Below are 21,495 nucleotides of genomic sequence, written 5' to 3'. Positions count from 1 at the left end.
ATCGACCCGTATCCGGACTTTCAGTCCGTAGCTTCAACCCACCAGCTTTAGCTGGTGGTTGTTGAGTCGCCACAGTTCTGGTATTGATTATTATTCTTATCCAAAGCGAATCGGTATTCGAAGCGGCCGGATTGCAGTCAATTTCTGACTTGTTTTGGAGACCAATTGCAGAAATATTCATATAAAATGTCACCTGATTGTTAACGTGCCTTAGTCATTTTCATTAGATATAGCTAATCTCATTACACGCACTTCATAATTGTCAAGTCTCCGGAGATTATATGCGCGCTATTTTGAATAGTTCGGGGCGTTTCTCAGCCCAATCCTTGAGGGCTTGAATCGGGGTGATGTGCCCAAGTGCTTTTTGCGGAATGTGCTGGTTGTAGACCTGGACGTAGCGGGTGATGGCGTGCTCCAGACTCTGGGAGAAGTCGAAGCGTGTCGTGGCCAGCACCTCGGGGATACGTCCATTGAAGCGCTCGACCATGCCATTGGTCTGTGGGGTTCTGGGTTTGGTCAGGTGTTACGTCCCGTGTGATTATTTGCATTGTTCGGAAATTAAAGAACCTTGACATGAAAAGACCCATCCTGCTTGTTTTGAGTGTGTGCCTCATTATTGTGCAGGCTTCAACGGCTTCGGCTAAGGAAAACCATAGATCCTATTCTGCTTTATTTGATGAGATCGCTGATCTTGTCGAAGAGAATTTCTATAACCCAGACCAGATAGCCAAGGATTTTCCTGTAATTAAAGCTGACTATCGCATGAAGCTTCAGAATGTTCATTCTCAACAAGCGTTTTCCAGTTTGGTGAATGCCATGCTTGGTGAGTTGAATGCTTCTCACACGTACTATTTAACGCCAGATGATTATGAGTATTATCAGCTGTGTGCGTTGTTTTCAAAAATTCCAGAGATCGGCGAACTATTCGATGGAAAAGAGGTTTTGTATCCTACAGTTGGTATTTTAACCCAAGAAATCGAGAAGCGCCTGTACATTGCCTCTGTTCTTGCTGGAAGTGTGGCCGAGAAAGCGGGGCTGTTAAAGGGCGATGAAATCCTGTCCGTCAATGCTGAACCTTACTCGCCAATCGCTTCGCTTCGTTCACATGTCGGGGAGGATGTGGTTTTTGAAATACGTCGAAAACAGATGGGCGAGCCATTCACGATTGCAATGAAGCCTGTGCTCGTTAATCCCAAGAAGGAGATGTTGGAAGCACAACAATCCAGCGTTCGGATTATTGAGCGAAATAAGAAGCGCATTGGCTATATTCATATTTATTCTTACGCGGGTTATGAGTACCACCAGGAATTACTGAATGCCATTAACTGGGGTCAATTGAAAGAAGTCGATGCGTTGATCATCGATTTGCGATATGGCTTGGGTGGGGCGTCGCCATCTTATCTTAATATCTTCAATACGAATATTCCTGTCCTCAAGATGAATCATAGAGATGGCGCGGAAACCGTTTTCGATTCCCAATGGCGAAAAAAGGCGGTTTACTTGGTTAACGGTTCTAGTCGAAGTGGAAAAGAACTATTGGCATATGGTGCTCGAAGATATGAGCAGGTAAAAGTCATTGGCGAGCGGACGGCGGGGCAGGTCCTTGGAGGTCGGCTTTTTCCATTGTCCAATGGCGCCGTCCTTTTTCTTGCAGTGCAAAGCGCCTTAGTCGATGGTGTTGATCTGGAAGGAATGGGTGTTCCACCAGACATTGAAGTTCCATTCGATGTTCGCTATTGCGCCGGACAGGACGCACAGCTAGAAAAAGCCCTTGAGTATCTTGTCGAGCAACTGTCGACTCAAGCAACACGCGATTTGTGAGCAGGTGTCGAATCGGGTAAGGGCGAGTATTGCGTCAGCACAAGCCCCCGCAACCACTGGTGGCAGGCGCACAGCAATGATGAGGCGGAAGGGACTATCTCGTAAGGATCCGGACCTGTCCGCGCAGGCCCGGATCGCACACAGACGGCGGATGTGCCGCCTCGGGGTCAGTAGCGGATGGTGACCGACTTCAGCTCGGTGAAGTCATCGATGAAGGCGGAGCCGTACTCGCGTCCCACGCCGGATCCCTTGGCGCCGCCGAAGGGCACGGCCGGGTCGACCATGGTGTGCATGTTGATCCACACGGTTCCCGCCTCGATGCGCGGCACCAGACGCAGCGCCTTGGAGAGGTCGTTGGTCCAGAGGCTTGCGGTCAGGCCGAAGGGGGTGTCGTTCATCATGGCGATCAGTTCGTCCTCGTCGTCATAGGCGACGAAGGCGCCGAAGGGACCGAACACCTCTTCGCGGAAGGACGCGGAGTCGAGCGATTTGGGGCGCACGATCGTCGGCTTGATATAGAGGCCGTCGCAGTCGTAAGCCTCTCCGCCGGTCACGATCTCGTCGCCGTCGCGCCGCGCCTTTTCGAACGCCTCCAGGCATTTCTCGTACTGCGCCTTGTTCGCCACGGGACCGACCATGCCCGTCTCGTCCATGGGGTCGGCTGGGACGAAGCTCTCCAGGCGCTCCTTCATCCGGGCGAGCACCTCGTCGATCTGAGAGCGGTGGACGAAGAATCGCTCGGCCGAGGCGCAGACCTGCCCGCAGTGCAGGAAGCCGGCCTCGACGATGCCGTCGAGGATCTTGTCGATCGGCGTGTCGGGCAGGAAGGCCGCCGGGTTCTTGCCGCCGAGTTCGAGGGTGAAGCGGGTGAAGTTCTCGTTCACCGCCTCGCGCCCCACGATATGTCCGGTCTGCACCGAGCCGGTCAGCGAGACCTTGGCTACCCGAGGGTCCGAGATCACCTGATTGCCGATCGCGCCCCGGCCGTTGACGACGTTGAGCACACCCGGCGGCAGGCCGGCCTCGGTGCCCAGTTCGGCCACTCGCATCAGAGCCAGGGGCGTGTGGCCGGAGGATTTAAGCAGCACCGTGTTGCCGGTGGCGAGCGCCGCGCCGAACTTCCACACCGGGATCATGACCGGGAAGTTCCAGGGAATGATGGCGAACACCACGCCCAGCGGCTGACGCAGGGTCATGGAGGTATAGCGTTCGCCGCCCATGCTGGGATAGGAGGGCGAGAGCGTCTCGCCCGCGATCTTGGTCGCCCAGCCGGCATAGTAGCGCAGCCAGCGCGCCGACCAGCCGGCCTCGATGACGCGCGAGAGGCCGATCAGCTTGCCGGACTGTGCGGTTTCGATCTGTGCGATCTCTTCGCCGTGCGCCTCGAGCAGATCGGCGAAGCGCATCAGGATGCGTTCGCGCTCGGCCGGAGTCGTCTGCGCCCAGGCGCCCTGGAAGGCGGCGTGCGAGGAGGCGATCGCGGCCTCGACCTCCGCCTCGGTGGCCACGGCGACCGATCCGACCACCTGGCCGCTGGCCGGGTTGGTGACCTGGATGCGATCCGTTCCGCAGCCCGCGACCGCCTTGCCGTCGATGTAATGCCCGTGGTCGCGGGCCAGGAACTCGTCCACTTCCGCAAGCCGTTTCACGAGAGCCATAGTCGTTGATTCCTCTTGTTTGGATTGCTCGGGCGCTCAGACCGCCTCGCAGATGAGATCCGCCGCCTTTTCGGCGAGCGCGATGACCGGCGCGTTGGTGTTGCCGCTCGGAACCTGGGGCATCGAAGAGCTGTCCGCCACGCGCAGATTGGCGATGCCGTGCACGCGCAACTGCAGATCGGTGACCGAGGTCTTGGGATCGGTGCCCATGCGGCAGGTGCCGACCGGATGAAAGACCGTCTTCGAGGAGTTGCGCACCCATTCCTCGAGCGCGGCGTCGTCGTCGATGGAGCAGGCGGGATTGAAGACCTCGTCGATCATGGCGCGTAGCGTCGGCTGTTCGAGGACCCGCAGGGCCAGCCGGGTCGCGCGCACCTGTCCCGCCAAATCCTCGGGGTCAGAGAGATAGCCGGCCTCGATTCGCGGCAGCGCGCTCGGGTCGTTCGAGCGTAGGATCACGCGTCCGCGCGAGCGCGGCTGCAGATGGCCGGTCTTGATCGTCAGGCCGTGGGTGCGTCCTGCGGTGGCCCCGACCGGATCGTCGAAGGCGTCGATCACCGGCAGGAAGTGCAGCTCCACGTCCGGGCGTCCCTGATTGCAGGTGTCGGCGAACAGGAAGCCCTCCAGGATGGTTGAGGTGAGGATGCCGGTGCGGAACAGCAGCCACTGCGTGAGGTTACGCAGCGCCTTCAGTCCCCGATCCTGTCCGTACAGCGAGATCGGATGTCGGGTCGTGGCGTTGACCGACATGTGCATGTGGTCGTGGAAGTTCTCGCCCACCGGCAGCACCAGCTTGGGCTGGATGCCGACCGCTTCGAGCGCGTCCACGGGACCCACGCCCGAGAGCTGCAGCAGCTTTGGCGAGCCGATCGCGCCCGCACAGACGATCACCTCCGCGCGGGCCGTGGCGGTGTGGCGTGCGTTGCTACGGCGCCAGGTCACTCCGGTGGCGCGCTGGTTCTCGATCTCGATGCGCTCGACCAGCGCGTCGGTGACGATGCTCAGATTGGGATTCTTCCTGACCCCGCTGAGATAGGCGACCGAGGTCGAGCAGCGCCGGCCGTTGATGGTCGCCGCCTGGAAGAATCCGCATCCCTCCTGGCGCCAGTTGTTGTAATCGGTGATGTATTGGTAGCCGAGCTGCTGCCCGGCGCGGATGCAGGCCTGGGTCAGCGGGTGACGGTAGCGGTTCTCGCTGACCCTCAGGTGTCCCTCGTTACCGTGGAATTCGCCCGAGAGCGACTCGTTGTTCTCGGATTTCTTGAAGTAGCGCAGCATCTCGTCCGCGTTCCAGCCGGTGCATCCGAACTCCGTTTCCCAGCGATCGTAATCCTCGCGCTGGCCGCGGACGTAGAGCATGCCGTTGACCGAACTCGATCCTCCCAGGACCCGTCCCTGCAAGACCGGCAGCACGCGTCCGTTGGTCTCCTCGGCGGGTTCGGCGGCGTAGGGCCAGGTATGGCGCGGGATCGCATGACCGACCGCTGCGGGAATGTGGATGAGTGGATCGCGGTCGTTCGCGCCCGCTTCGAGCAAGAGGACGGTCCCCTTGCGCCGCTCGATCAGATTGGCGGCGATGGTCGCCCCGGCGGAGCCGGCGCCGACGACGATGTAATCGAAACTCTTCTCGGCCAATGAAGGTGTCTCCAGGTATCAGCATCGACCACGCAGGCAGAGCGTGCGGCTGCGTCAGTCGGGCGCTCTGGCGGGACGATTCGGTCAGTGTCGGAAAGGCGCGGACATTGTACGTTGCCGATTCGCAGTGCCGAATTGATGCTTCGTGTATGGATCCGCCCAGGAATAGGCGCCAAGGACGTTTGTGAGAAAAAACCGCACACGATTAGCGGTTGTTCGTCTGAAGATGTTGAGCCCCGAACATGTTTGCGTTGGGAGTGCCGACGGATTTGTCCCTCCGGCAGGAACAATCGATGTCGCGTTCTGGCGAGCGGCATGGAGGTGTCGAGTCTGACTCCCGGATACGAGCGATGAGGTCCGGGAACGCGGGCCGATTCCTCGTACCTCGCTGTGGTCGACGGATGTCGGCACGTCCCGTGCTGCCTATCAATTCAAGCGGTTACAGGAGTGCGTATGGCCCTGAGACCGTCCTGTCGGCAGCTCCAGTCTGCTTGGTTCTTGCTGCGATAAACTGGGTTTCTGACCCCATATGTTGCGAAATTGATGACCGAGGTCATTTGGTTGCCTCATAGTCGAGTTGTGTAAAACCGTCCGAAGTCTCTAGTATCCACACAGGTGCTCTATGTGAGCACTCGATAATGCACTAAAAAACCAAGAAGTTTTCTCGTTAGGGCCGAGTGTCCCGAGATCTCGAAAACGGTTTCCGATCCCGCCGGCGGCAGGGCGCTTCACAATTGAAGACGGTCTGTCGCCGAGCTGTACGAGAACGGATCCGCTGAAGCGAACCGACTGGGACGCTTCAGGGTGCCGAAAAGACGCCGATCGGGTGCCGTATTGCCATCCGGGGTCTTTCCCTAGGCTGTGCGCTAATCCATAACGGAGGCCTGCTCTCATGATTGCCAATCCCTTTGCCGAGCTTTCGGCGTTCATCCCACCTGCTGTGATGCAGGCCTATGTCGTGCTGATGATCCTCTTGGTCATCGGCGGCACGCTGCTCGACGTCATGCACAAGAAGAGTGCGAAGTACTTCTTCGAGAAGGGACAGACGCTCAAGAAGCTCGCCACGCGCGATGTCAAGAGCGCAGAGAAGGTCAGCATCGCCCTCGGTACGCTTGCGAACGAGGTTCTGGCCTCGGGCGAGTTCGAGAATCCTGATCGGCGCAAATCGCACCTGCTGCTCATGTACGGGTTCGTCATCTTCGTGGTGACCACCGCGCTTCAGATCTTCGCCCTGCCGGTCGCAGAGGATGGGGGCTCGATGATCCTGGCCCTGCTCTGGCATCTGGGGGCCTTGATGGTCTGCATCGGCGGCTACTGGTTCTGGTTCAAGATTCGCGTCGACGTGCGCTCCGAAGGCCATGAGTGGTACGACGTGCATCTGTCCGATCTGTTCATCGTTTCGCTGTTGCTGACGACGACCTTTGCGCTGGTTTGGTCGTTGCTGAACTCGACGATCGCGTTGGTCATCTTCATTGCCGCAGCCACCACGCTGTTCAGTACCGTCTTTTGGTCGAAGCTCGCTCACATGTTCTACAAGCCCGCCGCCGCGTTCCAGAAGAAGGTTGCCAAGGCGGACGGTTCGAGGGACAAGCTGCCCGATCTGCCCGAGCTGACGGATCCTGCCATCAAGCAACGCTACCCGGATATCCCTGAGTACATGGGCGAAAACCCACCGTACATGGGGCTTGGTATCAAGCGCGAAGCTCCGAACCACTACTGATCCTGATTCGCCGAATCGAATCACGAAGAGGAATAGAAGATGCCAACTTTCGTCTATATGACTCGCTGCGATGGCTGTGGGCAATGCGTCGATATCTGCCCCTCGGACATCATGCACATCGATACGACCGTGCGGCGCGCCTACAACATCGAGCCGAATATGTGCTGGGAGTGCTACTCCTGCGTCAAGGCGTGTCCGCATAACGCGATCGACGTGCGTGGTTACGCGGATTTCGCCCCTCTGGGTCATTCGGTACGTGTGCGGCGCGATGAGGAAAAAGGCGTTATCGCCTGGCGGATCATCTTCCGCAACGGCGAAAAGGACATGAATCTGCTGGCGCCCATCACCACCAAGCCGTGGGGGACGGGCATTCCGAAACTCGCCGATGTGCCTGCGCCCAGCACGGAGATGCGCGACAGCCAGCTGTTGTTCAACGAGCCCAAGTACATCCGCCTCGATGATGGTGGCCTTCACACGCTCGAGTCCAATGGCCTGAAGATGAAAGCAGGGGTGTACTACTGATGGCTTACAAGACAATCATCGAAGAGGGTATCGATATCCTGGTCGCCGGGGCCGGTTTGGGCGGCACGGGCGCCGCCTTCGAGTCGAGATACTGGGGGAAGGACAAGAAGATCGTCGTCGCCGAAAAGGCGAACATCGATCGTTCCGGCGCCGTGGCTCAGGGTCTGTACGCCATCAACTGCTACATGGGAACCCGCTTCGGCGAGAATAATCCGGAAGATCACGTCCGTTACGCGCGTATCGATCTGATGGGGATGGTGCGCGAAGACCTGCTGTTCGATATGGCCCGTCACGTCGACTCGACCGTGCATCAGTTCGAGGAATGGGGTCTGCCCCTGATGCGCAACCCGAAGACGGGTGCCTATCAGCGTGAAGGTCGCTGGCAGATCATGATTCACGGCGAGTCCTACAAGCCGATCGTCGCTGAAGCCGCGAAGAAGTCCGCCGACAAGGTCTTCAACCGCATCTGCGTGACCCATCTGCTGATGGATGAGGCCAAGCCGAACCGTGTCGCCGGAGCGGTCGGTTTCAATGTGCGGACCGGCAACTACCACGTCTTCAAGTCCAAGACGGTCATCGTCGCTGCGGGCGGCGCCTCGAACATCTTCAAGCCGCGCTCGGTGGGCGAGGGTGCGGGGCGTGTCTGGTATGCGCCCTGGTCTTCGGGTTCGGCCTATGGCTTGCTGATCGGCGCCGGCGCCAAGATGACCCAGATGGAGAACCGGATCGTTCTGGCGCGCTTCAAGGACGGTTACGGTCCGGTCGGCGCCTACTTCCTGCATCTCAAGACCTATACGCAAAATGGTATCGGTGAGGAGTACGAGTCCAAATGGTGGCCGCAACTGCAGGAGATGGTCGGTAAGGAATATCTGGATCCGGAGGCGTCGCACCGGACGCATCGCCCCATCCCGACCTGTCTGCGCAACCATGCCTTCATCAATGAGGTCAATGCCGGTCGCGGTCCGATCCACATGGTGACCATGGAGGCGTTCCAGGATCCGCATCTCGAAGAGATCGGCTGGCACAACTTCCTCGGTATGACCGTCGGCCAGGCCGTGCTCTGGGCCGCGACCGACGTCGACCCGAAGAACGAGAACCCGGAGCTGACCACCTCCGAGCCCTATGTCATGGGCTCGCACGCGACCGGTTGCGGCGCCTGGTGCTCGGGTCCGGAGGACGTCTCGCCGCCGGAGTATTTCTGGGGCTACAACCGCATGACCACGGTCGAAGGTCTGTTCGGTGCCGGTGACGCCGTTGGCGGCACGCCGCACGCCTTCTCATCCGGTTCCTTCACCGAGGGCCGTCTTGCCGCGAAGGCGGCCTGTCAGTACATCGACGATGGCAAGGCCGAAGGCATTCGCGTCTCCGATGCGCAGATCGAACGTCGCAAGGAGGAGATCTACAAGCCGTTGGAGCATTACCGGGTCTATCGCAACGAGATCACGGCCGGCTCGGTCAATCCGAACTACATCAACCCGCGCCAGGGCCTGGATCGCCTGCAGAAGTTGATGGACGAGTATGCCGGTGGCGTCACGGTCAGCTACATGACCAACGAGAAGCTGCTGAACATCGGCCTGAAGAAAATGAAGATGATGGAGGAGGATCTCGAAAAGATCGCGGCAGAGAACATCCACGAGCTGCTGCGTGCCTGGGAGCTGAAGCATCGTCACCTCACGTCCGAGGCCGTCATACAGCACACACTGTTCCGCAAGGAAACCCGCTGGCCGGGTTATTACTACCGTGGCGACGCCATGAAGCTCGACGACGAGAATTGGCATGTGCTGACAGTCTCGCGCCGCGATCCTGAAACGGGTGAATACACCATGGAAAAGGCGCCTTTGTATCACCTCGTAGAGGAGTAGTCTCAAGCGTGTCTTAAGGCATAGGCCCTTGGCGTATCCAGGGGCCTTGCCTTTTGCCCGGCAGGTGAATGGCGAAGCGGCCTAACGTCTTTCCCAGATCGTTCTGATCCGGTCGCTTGTTTTGCTCGATGGCGATGTGAAATGAATATTATCGATAAGACTGACGAAGAGATCCTCGAGATCGCGCACCCCATGTGGGACGATCTCGTCCAGTATTCAAACAAAGGCCAGTATGGCAAGTTCATCAAGAAGTTTTCTTACGACTTGCTGTTAGGTTTGAATGAGGTCGAGGTAGGTAAGCAGTTCGCACACAGCGAGCTGGCGCGCAATCTTGTCGAAGAACGGGATTTTTTGGGAATCATTCGGCGTGGTCAGCATGTGACGGTTCTCTACCGGGTGCGGTGCAAAACGCGAGACGGCGAGTGGCTGGGGCGGATGGTTCTCGGTTATGAGCGGGGCGAGGTGCGGATCTTCGCCGCATCGATTTTCTGATCCGTGAAGCAGGCTATGAAGCACACCATTGCAGATAACAAGTTCGTCGAGCTGACCTATCGGATTCTGGATCAGATGACGGGGGATCTCCTGACGACCGTGGAGTTTCCTCTGGGCTATGTTCACGGTAACAACGATGTGTTGTCTCCTCAGGTCATGGCCGAGCTGGAGGGCAAGTCGGCGGGAGAGACGATATCGGTACCGATCGACTGCACGGAACTCTATGGTTCCAGGGATGAGTCGTTGGTCGTCACCGACTTGATCGAGAATGTCCCCGAAGAGTATCGGGAAGTCGGCACGCGTATTCTGATGGAGAACGACAAGGGGCAGACCAAGAGCTTTCTCGTCACTCGAATGGACGACAAGACGCTGACAATCGATGGGAATCATCCGCTCTGCGGCAGGATGGTCGTGTTCGAGCTCGAGATCCTGAGCGTGCGCGATGCAACGGATGAGGAGATCATCGCGGGTGGAAAGTTGGAGAAGGGGCCGGACCTCGGTGGACTGCCAACCAGACCAATCTGATCAAGTTCCTGCTAACGGTTCGTCAAGCGAGTCACCTGTCATGAGCAGCACAGATCCCAGTGTAAAGCCCGAAGAAGACTGTCGTTTCTGCGTATCCAAGCCCGACAGACACCTGCTGATCGAGAGCCAGTATGGGTTTGCCGCCTATGATCGGTATCCCGCGAGTCCCGGGCACTTTCTGGTCATTCCCTATCGGCATTTCGCAAGCTATTTCGACATTAACGATGACGAGCTGGTCGACCTATGGGGGTTGGTTGCCCGAGGAAAGGACATCGTCGAGGAGCGATACCATCCTGATGGCTACAATATTGGCATCAACGTCGGTCACTGGGCCGGGCAATCCATTCATCACTTGCATATCCACGTGATCCCTCGGTACAAGGGCGACGTCGAAAACCCGAAGGGTGGAGTGCGTGGCGTGATTCCAAACAAGAAGCTCTATCCGATCTCCCCTGATTGACGATCTGCGCCGGTTATCGCGGTCTTTCCGCTAAGCGTGAAACAGCTTCATCATAGCGGCGTAGACATTCTCGTAGGTATACGAGTTTTCGCCGCAATGAATGAGTTCGTCGTCATCGGTGCGAAACGTTAAATAGGGGTGAACCTCTACGCCATCCGCCTCGATTCCTGCAAGATCGTCAAGGGTGGCGGTGATGCTCAGCGCAATACTTGCGGTGAGGTCTTCCAGCTTGTCTTGCTCCACGCCAGCTTCTTGAAGCTTGATCTTGATTCTTTCAACGATCTCGGCGGTGAAAATCGCTTGCTGCTCGTCGAATTTCGAATTCGCCACTGTCAATTTCATTGTTGATAGGCGCCGGTTTCTCGTATCTACGGATGATTCTAAAGACTTGGCAGCCGCGCGAGCGATTCGCGTTCACGCGGCCGTGCGTCATCTAGGGACGCTTCGGGGTCTGATACTCGATCTCTTTCTGGAACTGTTCCCAAATGACATCGTATCCAACGAATCCATGCTCATTGGGTTGCTTCTGACGGGTCACGATAAACCGGCTGTGGCCGTCTGGAACCTTGGGGCGGGTGTTTGTTTGCTCGCTCATAAGTGGCCTTTATGTTCAGGAGGGAAGCGCGTCTATTGCGGGATCTGGCGGCTAGAACCTAGCGCGGCCGAGGGGTGCTGTCAAGCGTCGGCGAGGGCGATGCGGTGAATAACCCGTGTTCTTTATGAATGAAGTGAAATCAAATCATCGCTGCTATTAGTCGTCGCACTCATCATTCCAGGCATCTCGCTCGTCCTGTCGAATTGATCGAGGATTCGCTTTTGCTCAGGCGGCGAATTCGGACTTCGATTTCATTCAAATCGAGAGGAATTCGCCGATCACCGCATAGCTGCGTGCGCAGACCTCCGGGAGCAGGTCCTCAAGGTTGAGAAAGGCGTGGATGCTGCCAGGGAGCGCCATGTGGGTCGACTGAATGCCTCGGTCGAGCAATCGGCGGTGATAGAGCAGACCCTCGTCGCGCAGCGGATCACATTCGGCGGTGAGAATGAGCGTTTTGGGATAGGCGGGCGGAACGTCCATCTCGATCGGTGAGAGTCGTTGCCGGTTCTCCGCGTGCTGGAAATAGGCGTCGAACATCCAGAGGATGCGCTCGCGTTCCAACAGGTAGCCCTCGGCGAAGGTGTCGGCCGAGGGTTGAGTGAGGCGGTAGTCGAGGCTCGGATAGACGAGCACTTGACGTTCGATGTCCAGCTCTGGGGCCAAATGCGCGAGCTGGGCGCAGAGCGCACCTCCGGCGCTGTCCCCGATGGTGGCAAGAGCGCGGACATGAGGCAGCCTTTCGGCTTCGAGCAGGTCGAAGACGGATGCGGCGCAGGTCCGTACATCCTCGAATCCGGCCGGGTAGGGATGCTCCGGTGCCAACGCGTAGTCGACCGAGACCAGCACCCGACCGCTCGTTTCGGTCAGTTTGCGCGCGATGGGGTCATAGACCTCGACGCTGCCGCCCATGTGTCCGCCACCATGGACGAAGAGCGCGACGCCAGGCGCGCGATTGGGATTCGGGTGATAGATGCGTACCTGGATCTCGTGGTCGGTTGTCTGGATCCGCGCGTCGCGGATCAAACCAGGTGTCGGGGCATGGGTGACGAAGCGCCGGGTCAGGCTCGCCAGTGCGTCGCGAACGCTGGCCGGGGTCGTCTGAAATCCGCTGGCGCGTGCGACGGCCTGGGCCTCGCGAAGCATCTCCAACCATTGGCGCAGTGGTTCGGGCAGGCTCGGATTCGACATGAGGAACGGGATCCTTGAGGAACATGGCGGCGACATCCTGCCACTCTCGGGCCGTCATGTCGCGAGTCCGCTCGTTTGGGAAATCGACAGTGCAATCGCTGTCCGAACGAGAGTTCGCATTGACGCGGTTGCCGAATCGACTCAATGTGCCGCAACGAACCGAGGCCGCTTTCGATCCTCGTCTCCATGGAGACGCGAGGGTCGGAACAGGCCGGTCGAGCGGCAAGTCTTTGGAATCATTGGATTCGGTCTTTGCCCTCGATTCTTTGTCTTCCAATCATTCCCTGGTGCCAAATTCACCAAATAGTTATGAACAATCGAAAGACGCTTGCTCTCGTTTTGACGTTTATCGGTCTGGTGCTCGCCGTCGGTGGCCCTTTCGTTCCCGGTGGCGTTCACCTGGTTCCCAATCATCCGCTCGGCGCGGGCCATGTGACGGATCTGGTCGCGACCTCGAAGGGCGACATTCTGGCCGGCACCCAATCCGGTCAGATCTGGCAACTCCGCGACCGTATCTGGATGCCGCTCAATCTGAGTCTCGGCGGCAATCCGGTGATGGCCATGCTCGGCGAGCCCGGTCGAAACCCTGTCGGAACCTCGGCCGGGCTGTACTTTCCTCCGCCCCGTGCGCCCGAGCTGAACGGGCGGGTCGGCAGTCTGCTCCAGACCGACCGGGGGCTGCTGGCCGGAACGCCCGAGGGTGTGCGCTGGCTCCACGACGATCGCTGGGTGTCGCCCGGTCCCAAGGCCAACATCTACACGCTTTTCCTTCAGAAACGCGCCGACGGTAACTGGCTGCATGCCGGAACCGTCGGGGCTGGAGTCCTTTCGTCGTCTGCCGGTTCGCCTGGCGAGAGCTGGCGGTCGAATATCGAGGGATTGCCCGAGGGGGCGAACGTCTTCAGCTTCACGAGCGCCTCGAATGGTGCTCTCCTGGCCGGGACGGACAAGGGGTTGTTCTGGCAGGCGAACCCTGGGGATGTCTGGCGCCTCTTGCAGCCCGAGCTGGAGGGGAAGCGAATCCTGGCGCTCTATTTCGATGAGCGTGGCGTGGCGGACAGCGGCGGTCGGCTCTGGATCGGCGGTGACGATGGTCTGTCGTGGATGAACCTCGCCGAGACCCCGGAGGGGCTTGAGGCCGCCAGCGCGCCGATGCTGGCGGACAGCGTCGAGCATCAGCCCTCGGTCGGTGTCAGTTGGATCCTGCCGGTCGGCGACCGTCTGATGGTCAGTGCCGGGCAGGTTTACGAATACGGTCCGACCAACCTGGCCAACTGGTACTGGATCTCATTGATCGGTTTGGCGTTGATACTGATCGCTGGATGGTTGATGCCGCGTCCGCAGCCTGAGTTCTGATCCTGGGTACGGAGCGTTCCGTCTCTGGCGGTACGCTCGCGCGCAGGTGCGCCAGGTGCGTTAGCATGTTTCGGGATCCCGCGCGTACTCGATCGCGCACGAGCCGAGGGAATCCCGCCATGTCCGACAAACATCTGACGATTCGCGCTCTGCTTACCGGGATTCTGCTCGGCGCGGCGCTCGCCCCCTGCAATCTGTATTCCGGCCTCAAGATCGGCTGGTCCTTCAACGTGTCGATCATCGCCTTGCTCGTGGCATCGGGTTTCTGGTCGCTGATCGACCGGTTGCGGCCCGGTTCGGCCCTGACGATCGGCGAGGGCAACATCGCCCAGACGACCGCCTCGTCCTCCGCCAACATTATCTCTGGCGGGCTGGTCGCGCCCATTCCGGCGCTCGCCATCCTGACCGGCTCCAATCTGCCCGCCGCTCAGCTCATCGTCTGGGTCTTCGCGGTCAGCTTTCTGGGCATCTGGGTCGCCTGGTATCTGCGCGATTCGCTCATCCTGCGCTCTGGTCTGGCCTTTCCCACCGGACGTGCGACGGCCGAGACCCTGGTCGAGATCTTCGACCGAGGCCGAGAGGCCGCACTGAAACTGCGTCTGCTGCTGGCCAGCACCTTCGTGGCCGGCGGACTCAAATGGCTCGACACCGGCTGGTTGCCGCTGCCCAGGCCGAGTCTGGGCTTCAGTCTGCCGGCGCTGGGGCAGATGGCCGGATTCGGCGCCATCAGCGCCAAGAATCTGACCTTCACCCTGGATCCCTCGCTGATGCTGGCCGGATTCGGGGCCATCATCGGATTTCGCGCTGGGGTCTCGCTCCTGCTAGGTGGAATCCTGTCCTGGGGGCTGCTCGGACCCTGGGGGCTTTATGCAGGATTCGTGACGCCGGGCGAGGCGGATCCGGATGCGATCTGGTTCGCCTCCATGATCGAGTGGTTGCTGTGGCCGGGTGTCGCGCTCATGGTCGGATCGGCCCTGACCAAGTTCGTGCTCCAGGCGTGGGAGAGCCGCCGTCGGGTGGGCGAGGGGATGTCGGCGGGGCAGGGCGATGGCGATGCGCGGATGCGTCTCGCGGGACTGGTCCTGGCCAGCGCGCTGGCGATGATCGCCCAGATCGAGCTGTTCGGGATCCATTGGCTGATGGCGGCGCTCGCCGTGCCGATCGCCTTCGTGCTGGCGATGGTGGCATCCCGCGTCGTGGGCGAGACAGGCATTCCTCCGATCGGCGCCATCGGCAAGGTCTCGCAGCTTGGCACGGGTGTCATGGCGCCGGGGGAGATGACCGCCAATCTGATCGGCGCCAACGTGGCCGGCGGTGCGGCCGGGCAGAGCGCGGATCTGCTCAACGACTTCAAGGCGGGACAGGCCATCGGCGCCCCGCCCAGGTTTCAGGTGATCGCCCAGATGTTCGGGATCCTGACGGGCAGCCTCGTCGGTAGCCTGGTCTATCTTCGGCTGATCCCGGATCCCCAGGGTATGCTCATCACCGAGGAATGGCCGGCCCCGGCCGTCGCCACCTGGAAGGTGGTCGCCGAGACCCTCGGGCATGGTCTGTCATCGGTACCCGAGAGCGCCCTCTGGGCCGTGGCCGTCGGTGGAGCGGTCGGCGTGGCCGCTGCGCTCCTGGAGCGGCGATCCAGCCCGGTTTGGCTCCCCAGCATGCCGGCGTTGGGACTTGCGATGGTCATTCCCGCCTCACTGTCCATCACGATGTTTTTCGGCAGTCTGATCGGTCGGCTGATCGAGCGCTGGAGCCCAACATATGCCCAGCGTTTTCTCATCGCCGCCGCTTCGGGACTCATCGCGGGCGAAAGCCTGATCGGGGTCGCGAGGGCGCTGTTGGGGATTGTCCAATAGCGGGTTTTCCACAGCGAACGTCGTTAGCTAAAAAAACCTTTGCCATGCGGCCCTGAATTCAGCATACTATTTCGAATGCAGTGTTTCCTTGTAGTGTTCCGGTAGTACCTCTCTCCGCAGTGCGTAGCAGATCCTTCCGAAATATCTCCTCGACAGTCGTCTGCATTAACACACATTCAATTACATGCTAGGGGTATCCGAAATGGCTACAGGTACAGTCAAGTGGTTCAGCGACGAAAAGGGCTTTGGTTTCATCGCTCCTTCCGACGGCAGCAAGGACGTCTTCGTCCATCATAGCGCCATCCAGGGCGGCGGCTTCAAGTCCCTCGCAGAGGGTCAGAGCGTCTCCTACGAGGTCGAGCAGGGTCCTAAGGGTCCTAGCGCAGCCAAGGTCGTTTGCCAGTAAAACTGGCCGCCAGATTTCTAATCTGGTGAGAAAGGCCCCGCTTCGGCGGGGCTTTTTTTTGGTCCGTTTGATCGAAATCCTCGGGATTTCGTCCGTTCGTCCGGAGTGCTATCTTGCGTGCCAAGAGGCTGGCACTGTCGGGCTCGTCGAGCGTGCGACGTTAGACCGTACTCCGCCGCATGAGTCCCTGGGGCGAGTGAGGCGCTTAGTGTCGGATGTCGCGCGGATTTTCCACCAACGAGGCGGCGATAACAGCGGCGGACAGTCGCGACGCGCGGAGCATTCATGCCTACGATCGGAACCCCTTTCACTCCCTCATCCACCAAAGTCCTGCTGTGCGGGGCCGGCGAGCTCGGCAAGGAGGTCGTCATCGAATTCAAGCGGCTCGGCGTCGAGGTGGTCGCCTGCGACCGCTACCCCAACGCCCCGGCGATGCAGGTGGCCGACCGCGCTTACAGCTTTTCCATGCTCGATGGGGTGGCGCTCAGACGCGTGATTGAGTTGGAGCGTCCCGACTACATCGTGCCCGAGATCGAGGCGATCGCCACCGATACCCTGCTCGAACTGGAGTCGGAGGGATTCACCGTCATCCCCACCGCACGTGCGGCCCGGCTCACCATGAATCGCGAGGGCATCCGGCGGCTGGTCGCCGAGGAGCTGGGTCTGCCGACCTCGCATTACCGCTTCGCCGACACCCGCGAGGATTTCGAGCGGGCCGTCGCCGAGATCGGCATGCCCTGTGTGGTCAAGCCGATTATGAGCTCCTCGGGTAAGGGGCAGAGCCTGGTGCGTAGCTCGGACGACATCGACCGCGCCTGGGAGTATGCCCAGGCCGGAGGGCGCGCTGGCGGCGGGCGGGTCATCGTCGAAGGATTCGTCGACTTCGATTACGAGATCACCCTGCTCACCGTGCGCCATCGCGACGGCACCGCCTTCTGCGAGCCGATCGGCCACCGCCAGGAGGATGGCGACTATCGCGAATCCTGGCAGCCCCAGCCCATGACGCCGACCGCGCTGGAGCGTGCCCGCGAGATCGCCACCAAGGTCACCGAGGCGCTGGGCGGACGGGGCATCTTCGGCGTGGAGCTGTTCGTGCGCGGCGACGAGGTCATCTTCAGCGAGGTCTCTCCGCGTCCGCACGACACCGGTATGGTGACCCTGATCTCGCAGGATCTCTCCGAGTTCGCGCTGCATGCCCGTGCCATTCTCGGACTGCCGATCCCCGAGATTCGCCAACGCGGTCCGGCCGCCTCCGCCGTCATCTTGGTCGAGGGCGAATCGACCCAGGCGCGCTTTGGCAACCTCGCCGAGGCGCTCGCCGAGCCCGGAACCGATCTGCGACTGTTCGGCAAGCCCGAGGTGCAGGGTCGTCGACGCATGGGCGTGGCGCTCGCGCACGGAACCGATGTTGAGGATGCGAAGGCGCGTGCCTTGCGTGTGGCTTCGAAGGTGAGCGTCACCTTGGATTGATCGAGACGGCGGCGTATTGTGCGGCGGGTCCAATCGTTCGGGAGAGAAAGACATGGGCCACCTGGCAGGCAGTAAATCGACACTGACGCCGCTGATCGACCGGCTGAATCTTTATCCCATCGGGCTCGTCGACAGCGAGCGTTTGCGCCAGATCCTCGCGCTCCTCTTCGACGAGACCGAAGCCTTCGTCGGCTCGCGCTTTCCCTTGCACGAGGCGACGCTGGAGGAACTCTCCGCGCTGACCGCTCTGTCGCCCGAGCGGCTTCTGCCTGTGCTCGAAGGCATGGCCGACAAGGGCTTGGTGATGGACATGCCCTATGCGGGCACCACCTATTATCTTCTGGTGCCCGGGCTCATCGGTTTCATGGAGTTTACCTTCATGCGTCGCCGGGCCGATCTGCCGCTTCCCGAGCTGGCGCGGCTCATGTCCGAGTATCTGGAGGAGAACGGCAAGGTGGGTCAGCCGGGCGAGTTCTTCGGCAGTCCCACCCAGCTCACCCGAGCGCTGGTCCATGACGAGCATATCCCGGTCAGCTCTCAGATCACCTCCTACGAGGATGCGCGACGCATTATCGAAGAGGCCGATTTTTGCGCCGTCACGCTCTGCTATTGCCGTCACAAAAAGGAGCATCTGGGCGAGACCTGCCGCAAGGGCGCGCCGGTCGAGGATATCTGCATGGTCCTCGGCGAAGGGGCGCGCTTTCTGGTGCGCCGCGGCTTCGCTCAGGAGCGCGACACCGCCAGCATGCTGGAAACCCTGGAGTATGCGCGCTCGCTCGGGCTCACCCATGTCACCGACAATGTACGCGAGCGGCCGTCCTTTCTCTGCAATTGCTGCCGCTGCTGCTGCGAGTTGATGGCGGGCGTCCAGCTCGGCTTCGAGGAGGGGATCGCCAAGACCCCCTTCCTCGCCGAAATCGATTCCGAGCATTGCAACTACTGCGGTGCCTGTCTGAGTGCCTGCAACGTCAAATGTATCGGCCTTGCGCCCGGTGCCCGTGCGCTCCCCAAAAAGGCGCGCTTCGCCGAGATCGATGCCTCCGTCTGTCTCGGCTGCGGCGCCTGCATTCCGGTGTGCGAGCAGAACGCCATCCATCTGGTCGAACGTGCCCGACGTCCCAAGCCACCCAGGAACCGTGGCCGGATGTTCGCCCGGATCCTGTGGGAGAAGGGCCGGCTCTGGCCCTTCGTGCTGGATCGGGCGAAACGACTGCTGTCCTGAATCGAACGCCCTCGGGCGATGAAATCGCGCTGTAGAGAAGGCATCTCTATGTGCCTGGAAGGGATTCCGCCGGGATCTGAAGTCGCCGCGCTCCAGCCCGACATACTTCTTCAGACGTATCAGGCGGTTTTCGCGAAAGAAAGCACCTGTCGTAGGATGCGGTTCGCACGCTCACCACCGCATCCGACAGGGGCGATTCTTTTCTGGAGATCGCCTCAAAGCAGAGGTTGCGACGATGCGAATCGGTGTCCCGAAAGAAATCAAGAATCATGAATATCGCGTTGGTCTGACGCCGGCATCGGTCAAGGAACTGACCGGTCGCGGTCACCAGGTTTCGATCGAAACCCAGGCCGGCGCTGGCATCGGCTTCGAGGACGACGACTATCGGGCCGAGGGCGCGGACATCCTGCCGACCGCGTCGGAGGTGTTCGAGCAGGCCGAGCTCATCGTCAAGGTCAAGGAGCCTCTGGCCGAGGAGCGTCGCCTGCTCAAACCCGAGCAGGCTATCTTCACCTATCTGCACCTGGCGCCGGATGCCGTCCAAACGCGGGAGCTCATGGCCAGCGGGGCGCTCTGTATCGCCTATGAAACGGTCACCGACCTGGCCGGACATCTGCCGCTGCTGACCCCCATGTCGGAGGTCGCCGGCCGCATGGCGATCCAGGCCGGGGCGCATTGTCTGGAGAAGGCGCAAGGCGGTTGCGGCGTGCTGCTCGGCGGCGTGCCTGGCGTGTCGGCGGCCAAGGTGACCGTCATCGGCGCCGGTGTGGCCGGACGCAATGCGGTGGCGATGGCGGTTGGCATGGGTGGCGAGGTCACCGTGCTCGATCGCAACATCGCCGCATTGCGCGTGCTCGACGAGCGCTTCGGCAATCGCATCTGTACCCTGCGATCGACCGCGAACCATCTGGAGACGGCGGTGCTGGAGGCCGATCTGGTGGTGGGTGCCGTGCTGATTCCGGGGGCGACCGCACCCAAGCTGGTCACGCGCGAGATGGTCTCGCGCATGCGTAAGGGCTCGGTTCTGGTGGATATCTCGATCGATCAGGGCGGCTGCTTCGAGACCTCGCGCCCGACCACGCACCAGGATCCGACCTTCGAGGTCGACGGCGTCGTGCACTACTGCGTGGCCAACATGCCGGGGGCGGTCGCCCGTACCTCGACCCTGGCGCTGAACAACGCGACCCTGTCCTTCGTGATCGCCCTGGCGGACAAAGGGATTCGTCAGGCCCTGCTCGATGATCCGCATCTGCTCAATGGCCTCAACGTCGCGCGCGGCCACATCTGCCGACCCGAGGTTGCCGAGGCACAGGGGCTCGTCCATGTGGACGCGCGCGAGGTGCTGGCCGATCTGTAGGCCGGGTGCGTTAGATCGCCTCGGACCGTCTCAAGCGCTTTTCCCTGCTGCGATCATCCCAGCGCCGACCGTGTCGTTGGTGCTCTCGTCGATGAGGATGAAGGCACCGGTCGCGCGGTTGTCGGCATAGGCGTCTGGGAAGATTGGTTGAGCGAGCTTGAGGGTCAGAGGGGCGATGTCGTTCATCTGGAGTTGCTCGGCCGGCTCGCGCTCCAGTCTGTTGACGTCGAGCCGGTGGTGGATCCTCGTCACCTTGGCCTTGACTTCCCGCGTGGTGTGGCGCAGCAGATAGGTGCGTGCTGGCGACAGGGGCGTCTCGGACAGCCAGCAGACGCAGGTGTCGATCGTCTTGACCGCCTCGGGGGCTTCGTCCGGCTTGACCAGCAGATCGCCGCGCGAGATGTCGATTGCATCCTCCAGCAACAGGGTCACCGACTGCTCATGGATGGCGTTCTGGACGTCGATTCCACCGATCTGGATGTCCTTCACTCGGCTGATACGCCCGGACGGCAGCGCCTGAACCGCATCGCCGACGGCGATCTCGCCGGACTCCACACGTCCCATGAAACCGCGATAGTCGTGCAGTCCCGGATTGGCCGAATCGCGCGGGCGGCAGACGTATTGCACCGGGAAGCGGAAGGCCTCCGCAGCCTCGGTGTGGGCCGCTGGCGCGGTCTCCAACATCTCCAGCAGGGTCGGACCCCGATACCAGTCGAGCCGCTCGCTGCGTGCCACGATGTTGTCGCCGTGCAGCGCCGAGATGGGAATGAAACGGACCTCGCCGATGCCGAGCCGGGCGGCGAAGTCGAGATACGCGTCGCGAATACGCTCGAAGACGCCCTGATCGTGGTCGACCAGATCCATCTTGTTCACGGCGACGACCAGGTGCGGGATGCCGACCAGGTGGGCCAGATAGGAGTGCCGACGCGTCTGAGTCAGCACGCCCTTGCGCGCATCGACCAGGATGATGGCCAGGTTCGCGGTCGAGGCGGCGGTGACCATGTTGCGGGTGTACTGCTCGTGTCCCGGCGCGTCGGCGATGATGTATTTACGCGTCCCGGTCGAGAAATAGCGGTAGGCGACATCGATGGTGATGCCCTGTTCGCGTTCGGCCTGCAGACCGTCGGTGAGCAGGGACAGATCCATCTCGCTCAGACCCCGTCGCTGCGAACTGGTCTCGATTGCGCTCAAGGTGTCGGCGAGGATCGTTTTGGTGTCGTAGAGCAGGCGCCCGATCAGGGTGCTCTTGCCGTCGTCGACGCTGCCGCAGGTGAGAAAGCGCAGCAGGCCATGGTCGATCTGAGGGAATTCGTGTGGGGAAGACATGGGCGTGACTCGATGTGGCTGAGG

The 21,495-nt window shown here is 60.7% G+C and carries 19 protein-coding genes and 1 pseudogene; 13 read left to right on the top strand and 7 right to left on the bottom strand.

Annotated elements, in window-relative coordinates:
• Together ACFSJC_RS12810 and ACFSJC_RS12805 are read right to left on the bottom strand one after the other, a co-directional pair.
• On the bottom strand, nucleotides 1-181 hold a 181-nt coding region (locus ACFSJC_RS12810; protein WP_386027288.1), incomplete at its 3' end, for a hypothetical protein.
• Between the two features lie 29 nt (nucleotides 182-210).
• Nucleotides 211-520 (bottom strand): annotated as a pseudogene (locus tag ACFSJC_RS12805) (integrase core domain-containing protein); the annotation flags it as partial.
• Nucleotides 521-573: 53 nt separating this feature from the next.
• Here ACFSJC_RS12805 and ACFSJC_RS12800 point away from each other — a divergent pair.
• Nucleotides 574-1,821, top strand: a complete 1,248-nt coding sequence (locus tag ACFSJC_RS12800) for a S41 family peptidase (RefSeq protein WP_386027287.1) — start codon at nucleotides 574-576, stop codon at nucleotides 1,819-1,821.
• 167 nt (nucleotides 1,822-1,988) lie between these two features.
• On the opposite strand, the gene ACFSJC_RS12795 is transcribed toward ACFSJC_RS12800, so the two are convergent.
• Both ACFSJC_RS12795 and ACFSJC_RS12790 read right to left on the bottom strand, forming a co-directional pair.
• Entirely contained in the window at nucleotides 1,989-3,479 is a 1,491-nt protein-coding gene (locus ACFSJC_RS12795; protein ID WP_386027285.1) for an aldehyde dehydrogenase family protein, read from the bottom strand.
• Nucleotides 3,480-3,515: 36 nt separating this feature from the next.
• Nucleotides 3,516-5,114 carry a GMC family oxidoreductase gene (locus tag ACFSJC_RS12790; protein WP_386027283.1) on the bottom strand — a complete coding sequence of 533 codons (1,599 nt, stop codon included), beginning with the start codon at nucleotides 5,112-5,114 and terminating at the stop codon, nucleotides 3,516-3,518.
• 892 nt (nucleotides 5,115-6,006) lie between these two features.
• On the opposite strand from ACFSJC_RS12790, the gene ACFSJC_RS12785 reads away from it, so the two are divergent.
• The 6 genes from ACFSJC_RS12785 (at nucleotide 6,007) to ACFSJC_RS12760 (ending at nucleotide 10,695) form a co-directional block, all read left to right on the top strand.
• Complete coding sequence (locus ACFSJC_RS12785) at nucleotides 6,007-6,834, top strand: adenylyl-sulfate reductase (protein WP_386027281.1); 828 nt, start codon at nucleotides 6,007-6,009, stop codon at nucleotides 6,832-6,834.
• Nucleotides 6,835-6,873: 39 nt separating this feature from the next.
• Entirely contained in the window at nucleotides 6,874-7,356 is a 483-nt protein-coding gene (aprB, locus tag ACFSJC_RS12780; RefSeq protein ID WP_386027280.1) for an adenylyl-sulfate reductase subunit beta, read from the top strand.
• On the top strand, nucleotides 7,356-9,218 hold the full coding sequence (aprA, locus tag ACFSJC_RS12775) for an adenylyl-sulfate reductase subunit alpha (RefSeq protein ID WP_386027279.1): 1,863 nt from the start codon (nucleotides 7,356-7,358) through the stop codon (nucleotides 9,216-9,218). Before aprB ends, aprA begins: the two co-directional genes overlap by 1 nt.
• Before the next feature lie 141 nt (nucleotides 9,219-9,359).
• Nucleotides 9,360-9,710 (top strand): hypothetical protein, encoded by a 351-nt coding sequence (locus tag ACFSJC_RS12770; RefSeq protein WP_386027277.1) that lies wholly within the window; start codon nucleotides 9,360-9,362, stop codon nucleotides 9,708-9,710.
• 15 nt (nucleotides 9,711-9,725) lie between these two features.
• A complete protein-coding gene (locus ACFSJC_RS12765; RefSeq protein ID WP_386027276.1) occupies nucleotides 9,726-10,235 on the top strand; it encodes an FKBP-type peptidyl-prolyl cis-trans isomerase in 510 nt (169 codons plus the stop codon).
• Between the two features lie 40 nt (nucleotides 10,236-10,275).
• Entirely contained in the window at nucleotides 10,276-10,695 is a 420-nt protein-coding gene (locus tag ACFSJC_RS12760) for an HIT family protein (RefSeq protein ID WP_386027275.1), read from the top strand.
• A gap of 30 nt (nucleotides 10,696-10,725) precedes the next feature.
• Here the strand turns inward: ACFSJC_RS12760 and ACFSJC_RS12755 are convergent, their stop codons facing one another.
• Together ACFSJC_RS12755 and ACFSJC_RS12750 are read right to left on the bottom strand one after the other, a co-directional pair.
• Nucleotides 10,726-11,037, bottom strand: coding sequence for a hypothetical protein (locus ACFSJC_RS12755; protein WP_386027273.1), 312 nt, complete (start codon nucleotides 11,035-11,037; stop codon nucleotides 10,726-10,728).
• A 508-nt stretch (nucleotides 11,038-11,545) separates the two neighbouring features.
• Nucleotides 11,546-12,478, bottom strand: a complete 933-nt coding sequence (locus ACFSJC_RS12750) for an alpha/beta hydrolase (protein WP_386027272.1) — start codon at nucleotides 12,476-12,478, stop codon at nucleotides 11,546-11,548.
• 309 nt (nucleotides 12,479-12,787) lie between these two features.
• Between ACFSJC_RS12750 and ACFSJC_RS12745 the strand changes: the two genes are divergently transcribed.
• From ACFSJC_RS12745 to ald, 6 genes are all read left to right on the top strand, one after another.
• Nucleotides 12,788-13,834: a ligand-binding sensor domain-containing protein gene (locus ACFSJC_RS12745; RefSeq protein WP_386027271.1), complete on the top strand. Its 1,047-nt coding sequence runs from the start codon at nucleotides 12,788-12,790 to the stop codon at nucleotides 13,832-13,834.
• Nucleotides 13,835-13,953: 119 nt separating this feature from the next.
• The gene (locus tag ACFSJC_RS12740) at nucleotides 13,954-15,690 is read left to right on the top strand and encodes an OPT family oligopeptide transporter (protein WP_386027270.1); all 1,737 of its coding nucleotides are present in this window, start codon (nucleotides 13,954-13,956) and stop codon (nucleotides 15,688-15,690) included.
• 202 nt (nucleotides 15,691-15,892) lie between these two features.
• Nucleotides 15,893-16,096, top strand: coding sequence for a cold-shock protein (locus tag ACFSJC_RS12735; RefSeq protein WP_007040219.1), 204 nt, complete (start codon nucleotides 15,893-15,895; stop codon nucleotides 16,094-16,096).
• A 285-nt stretch (nucleotides 16,097-16,381) separates the two neighbouring features.
• Nucleotides 16,382-17,566, top strand: coding sequence for a formate-dependent phosphoribosylglycinamide formyltransferase (purT, locus tag ACFSJC_RS12730; RefSeq protein WP_386027269.1), 1,185 nt, complete (start codon nucleotides 16,382-16,384; stop codon nucleotides 17,564-17,566).
• 52 nt (nucleotides 17,567-17,618) lie between these two features.
• Nucleotides 17,619-18,788, top strand: a complete 1,170-nt coding sequence (locus ACFSJC_RS12725) for an ATP-binding protein (protein WP_386027267.1) — start codon at nucleotides 17,619-17,621, stop codon at nucleotides 18,786-18,788.
• Between the two features lie 235 nt (nucleotides 18,789-19,023).
• On the top strand, nucleotides 19,024-20,145 hold the full coding sequence (gene ald, locus ACFSJC_RS12720) for an alanine dehydrogenase (protein ID WP_386027265.1): 1,122 nt from the start codon (nucleotides 19,024-19,026) through the stop codon (nucleotides 20,143-20,145).
• A 30-nt stretch (nucleotides 20,146-20,175) separates the two neighbouring features.
• On the opposite strand, the gene cysN is transcribed toward ald, so the two are convergent.
• A complete protein-coding gene (gene cysN / locus ACFSJC_RS12715) occupies nucleotides 20,176-21,471 on the bottom strand; it encodes a sulfate adenylyltransferase subunit CysN (protein WP_386027263.1) in 1,296 nt (431 codons plus the stop codon).
• Between the last annotated feature and the right edge of the window lie 24 nt (nucleotides 21,472-21,495).

Source organism: Thiorhodococcus fuscus (genome assembly GCF_042682685.1).
In the GTDB taxonomy this organism is placed as follows: domain Bacteria; phylum Pseudomonadota; class Gammaproteobacteria; order Chromatiales; family Chromatiaceae; genus Imhoffiella; species Imhoffiella fuscus.
This window is presented reverse-complemented; position numbering and strand designations above follow the sequence as displayed.

Bases quoted from the DNA above. Each gene is read 5' to 3' on its own strand.
- ACFSJC_RS12770 (WP_386027277.1), top strand. From the start codon at position 9,360: ATGAATATTATCGATAAGACTGACGAAGAGATCCTCGAGATCGCGCAC.
- cysN (WP_386027263.1), bottom strand. From the start codon at position 21,471: ATGTCTTCCCCACACGAATTCCCTCAGATCGACCATGGCCTGCTGCGC.
- ACFSJC_RS12745 (WP_386027271.1), top strand. From the start codon at position 12,788: ATGAACAATCGAAAGACGCTTGCTCTCGTTTTGACGTTTATCGGTCTG.
- ACFSJC_RS12740 (WP_386027270.1), top strand. From the start codon at position 13,954: ATGTCCGACAAACATCTGACGATTCGCGCTCTGCTTACCGGGATTCTG.
- ACFSJC_RS12765 (WP_386027276.1), top strand. From the start codon at position 9,726: ATGAAGCACACCATTGCAGATAACAAGTTCGTCGAGCTGACCTATCGG.
- aprA (WP_386027279.1), top strand. From the start codon at position 7,356: ATGGCTTACAAGACAATCATCGAAGAGGGTATCGATATCCTGGTCGCC.
- ACFSJC_RS12795 (WP_386027285.1), bottom strand. From the start codon at position 3,479: ATGGCTCTCGTGAAACGGCTTGCGGAAGTGGACGAGTTCCTGGCCCGC.
- ACFSJC_RS12735 (WP_007040219.1), top strand. From the start codon at position 15,893: ATGGCTACAGGTACAGTCAAGTGGTTCAGCGACGAAAAGGGCTTTGGT.
- ACFSJC_RS12755 (WP_386027273.1), bottom strand. From the start codon at position 11,037: ATGAAATTGACAGTGGCGAATTCGAAATTCGACGAGCAGCAAGCGATT.
- ald (WP_386027265.1), top strand. From the start codon at position 19,024: ATGCGAATCGGTGTCCCGAAAGAAATCAAGAATCATGAATATCGCGTT.
- aprB (WP_386027280.1), top strand. From the start codon at position 6,874: ATGCCAACTTTCGTCTATATGACTCGCTGCGATGGCTGTGGGCAATGC.
- ACFSJC_RS12725 (WP_386027267.1), top strand. From the start codon at position 17,619: ATGGGCCACCTGGCAGGCAGTAAATCGACACTGACGCCGCTGATCGAC.
- ACFSJC_RS12760 (WP_386027275.1), top strand. From the start codon at position 10,276: ATGAGCAGCACAGATCCCAGTGTAAAGCCCGAAGAAGACTGTCGTTTC.
- ACFSJC_RS12800 (WP_386027287.1), top strand. From the start codon at position 574: ATGAAAAGACCCATCCTGCTTGTTTTGAGTGTGTGCCTCATTATTGTG.
- purT (WP_386027269.1), top strand. From the start codon at position 16,382: ATGCCTACGATCGGAACCCCTTTCACTCCCTCATCCACCAAAGTCCTG.
- ACFSJC_RS12785 (WP_386027281.1), top strand. From the start codon at position 6,007: ATGATTGCCAATCCCTTTGCCGAGCTTTCGGCGTTCATCCCACCTGCT.
- ACFSJC_RS12750 (WP_386027272.1), bottom strand. From the start codon at position 12,478: ATGTCGAATCCGAGCCTGCCCGAACCACTGCGCCAATGGTTGGAGATG.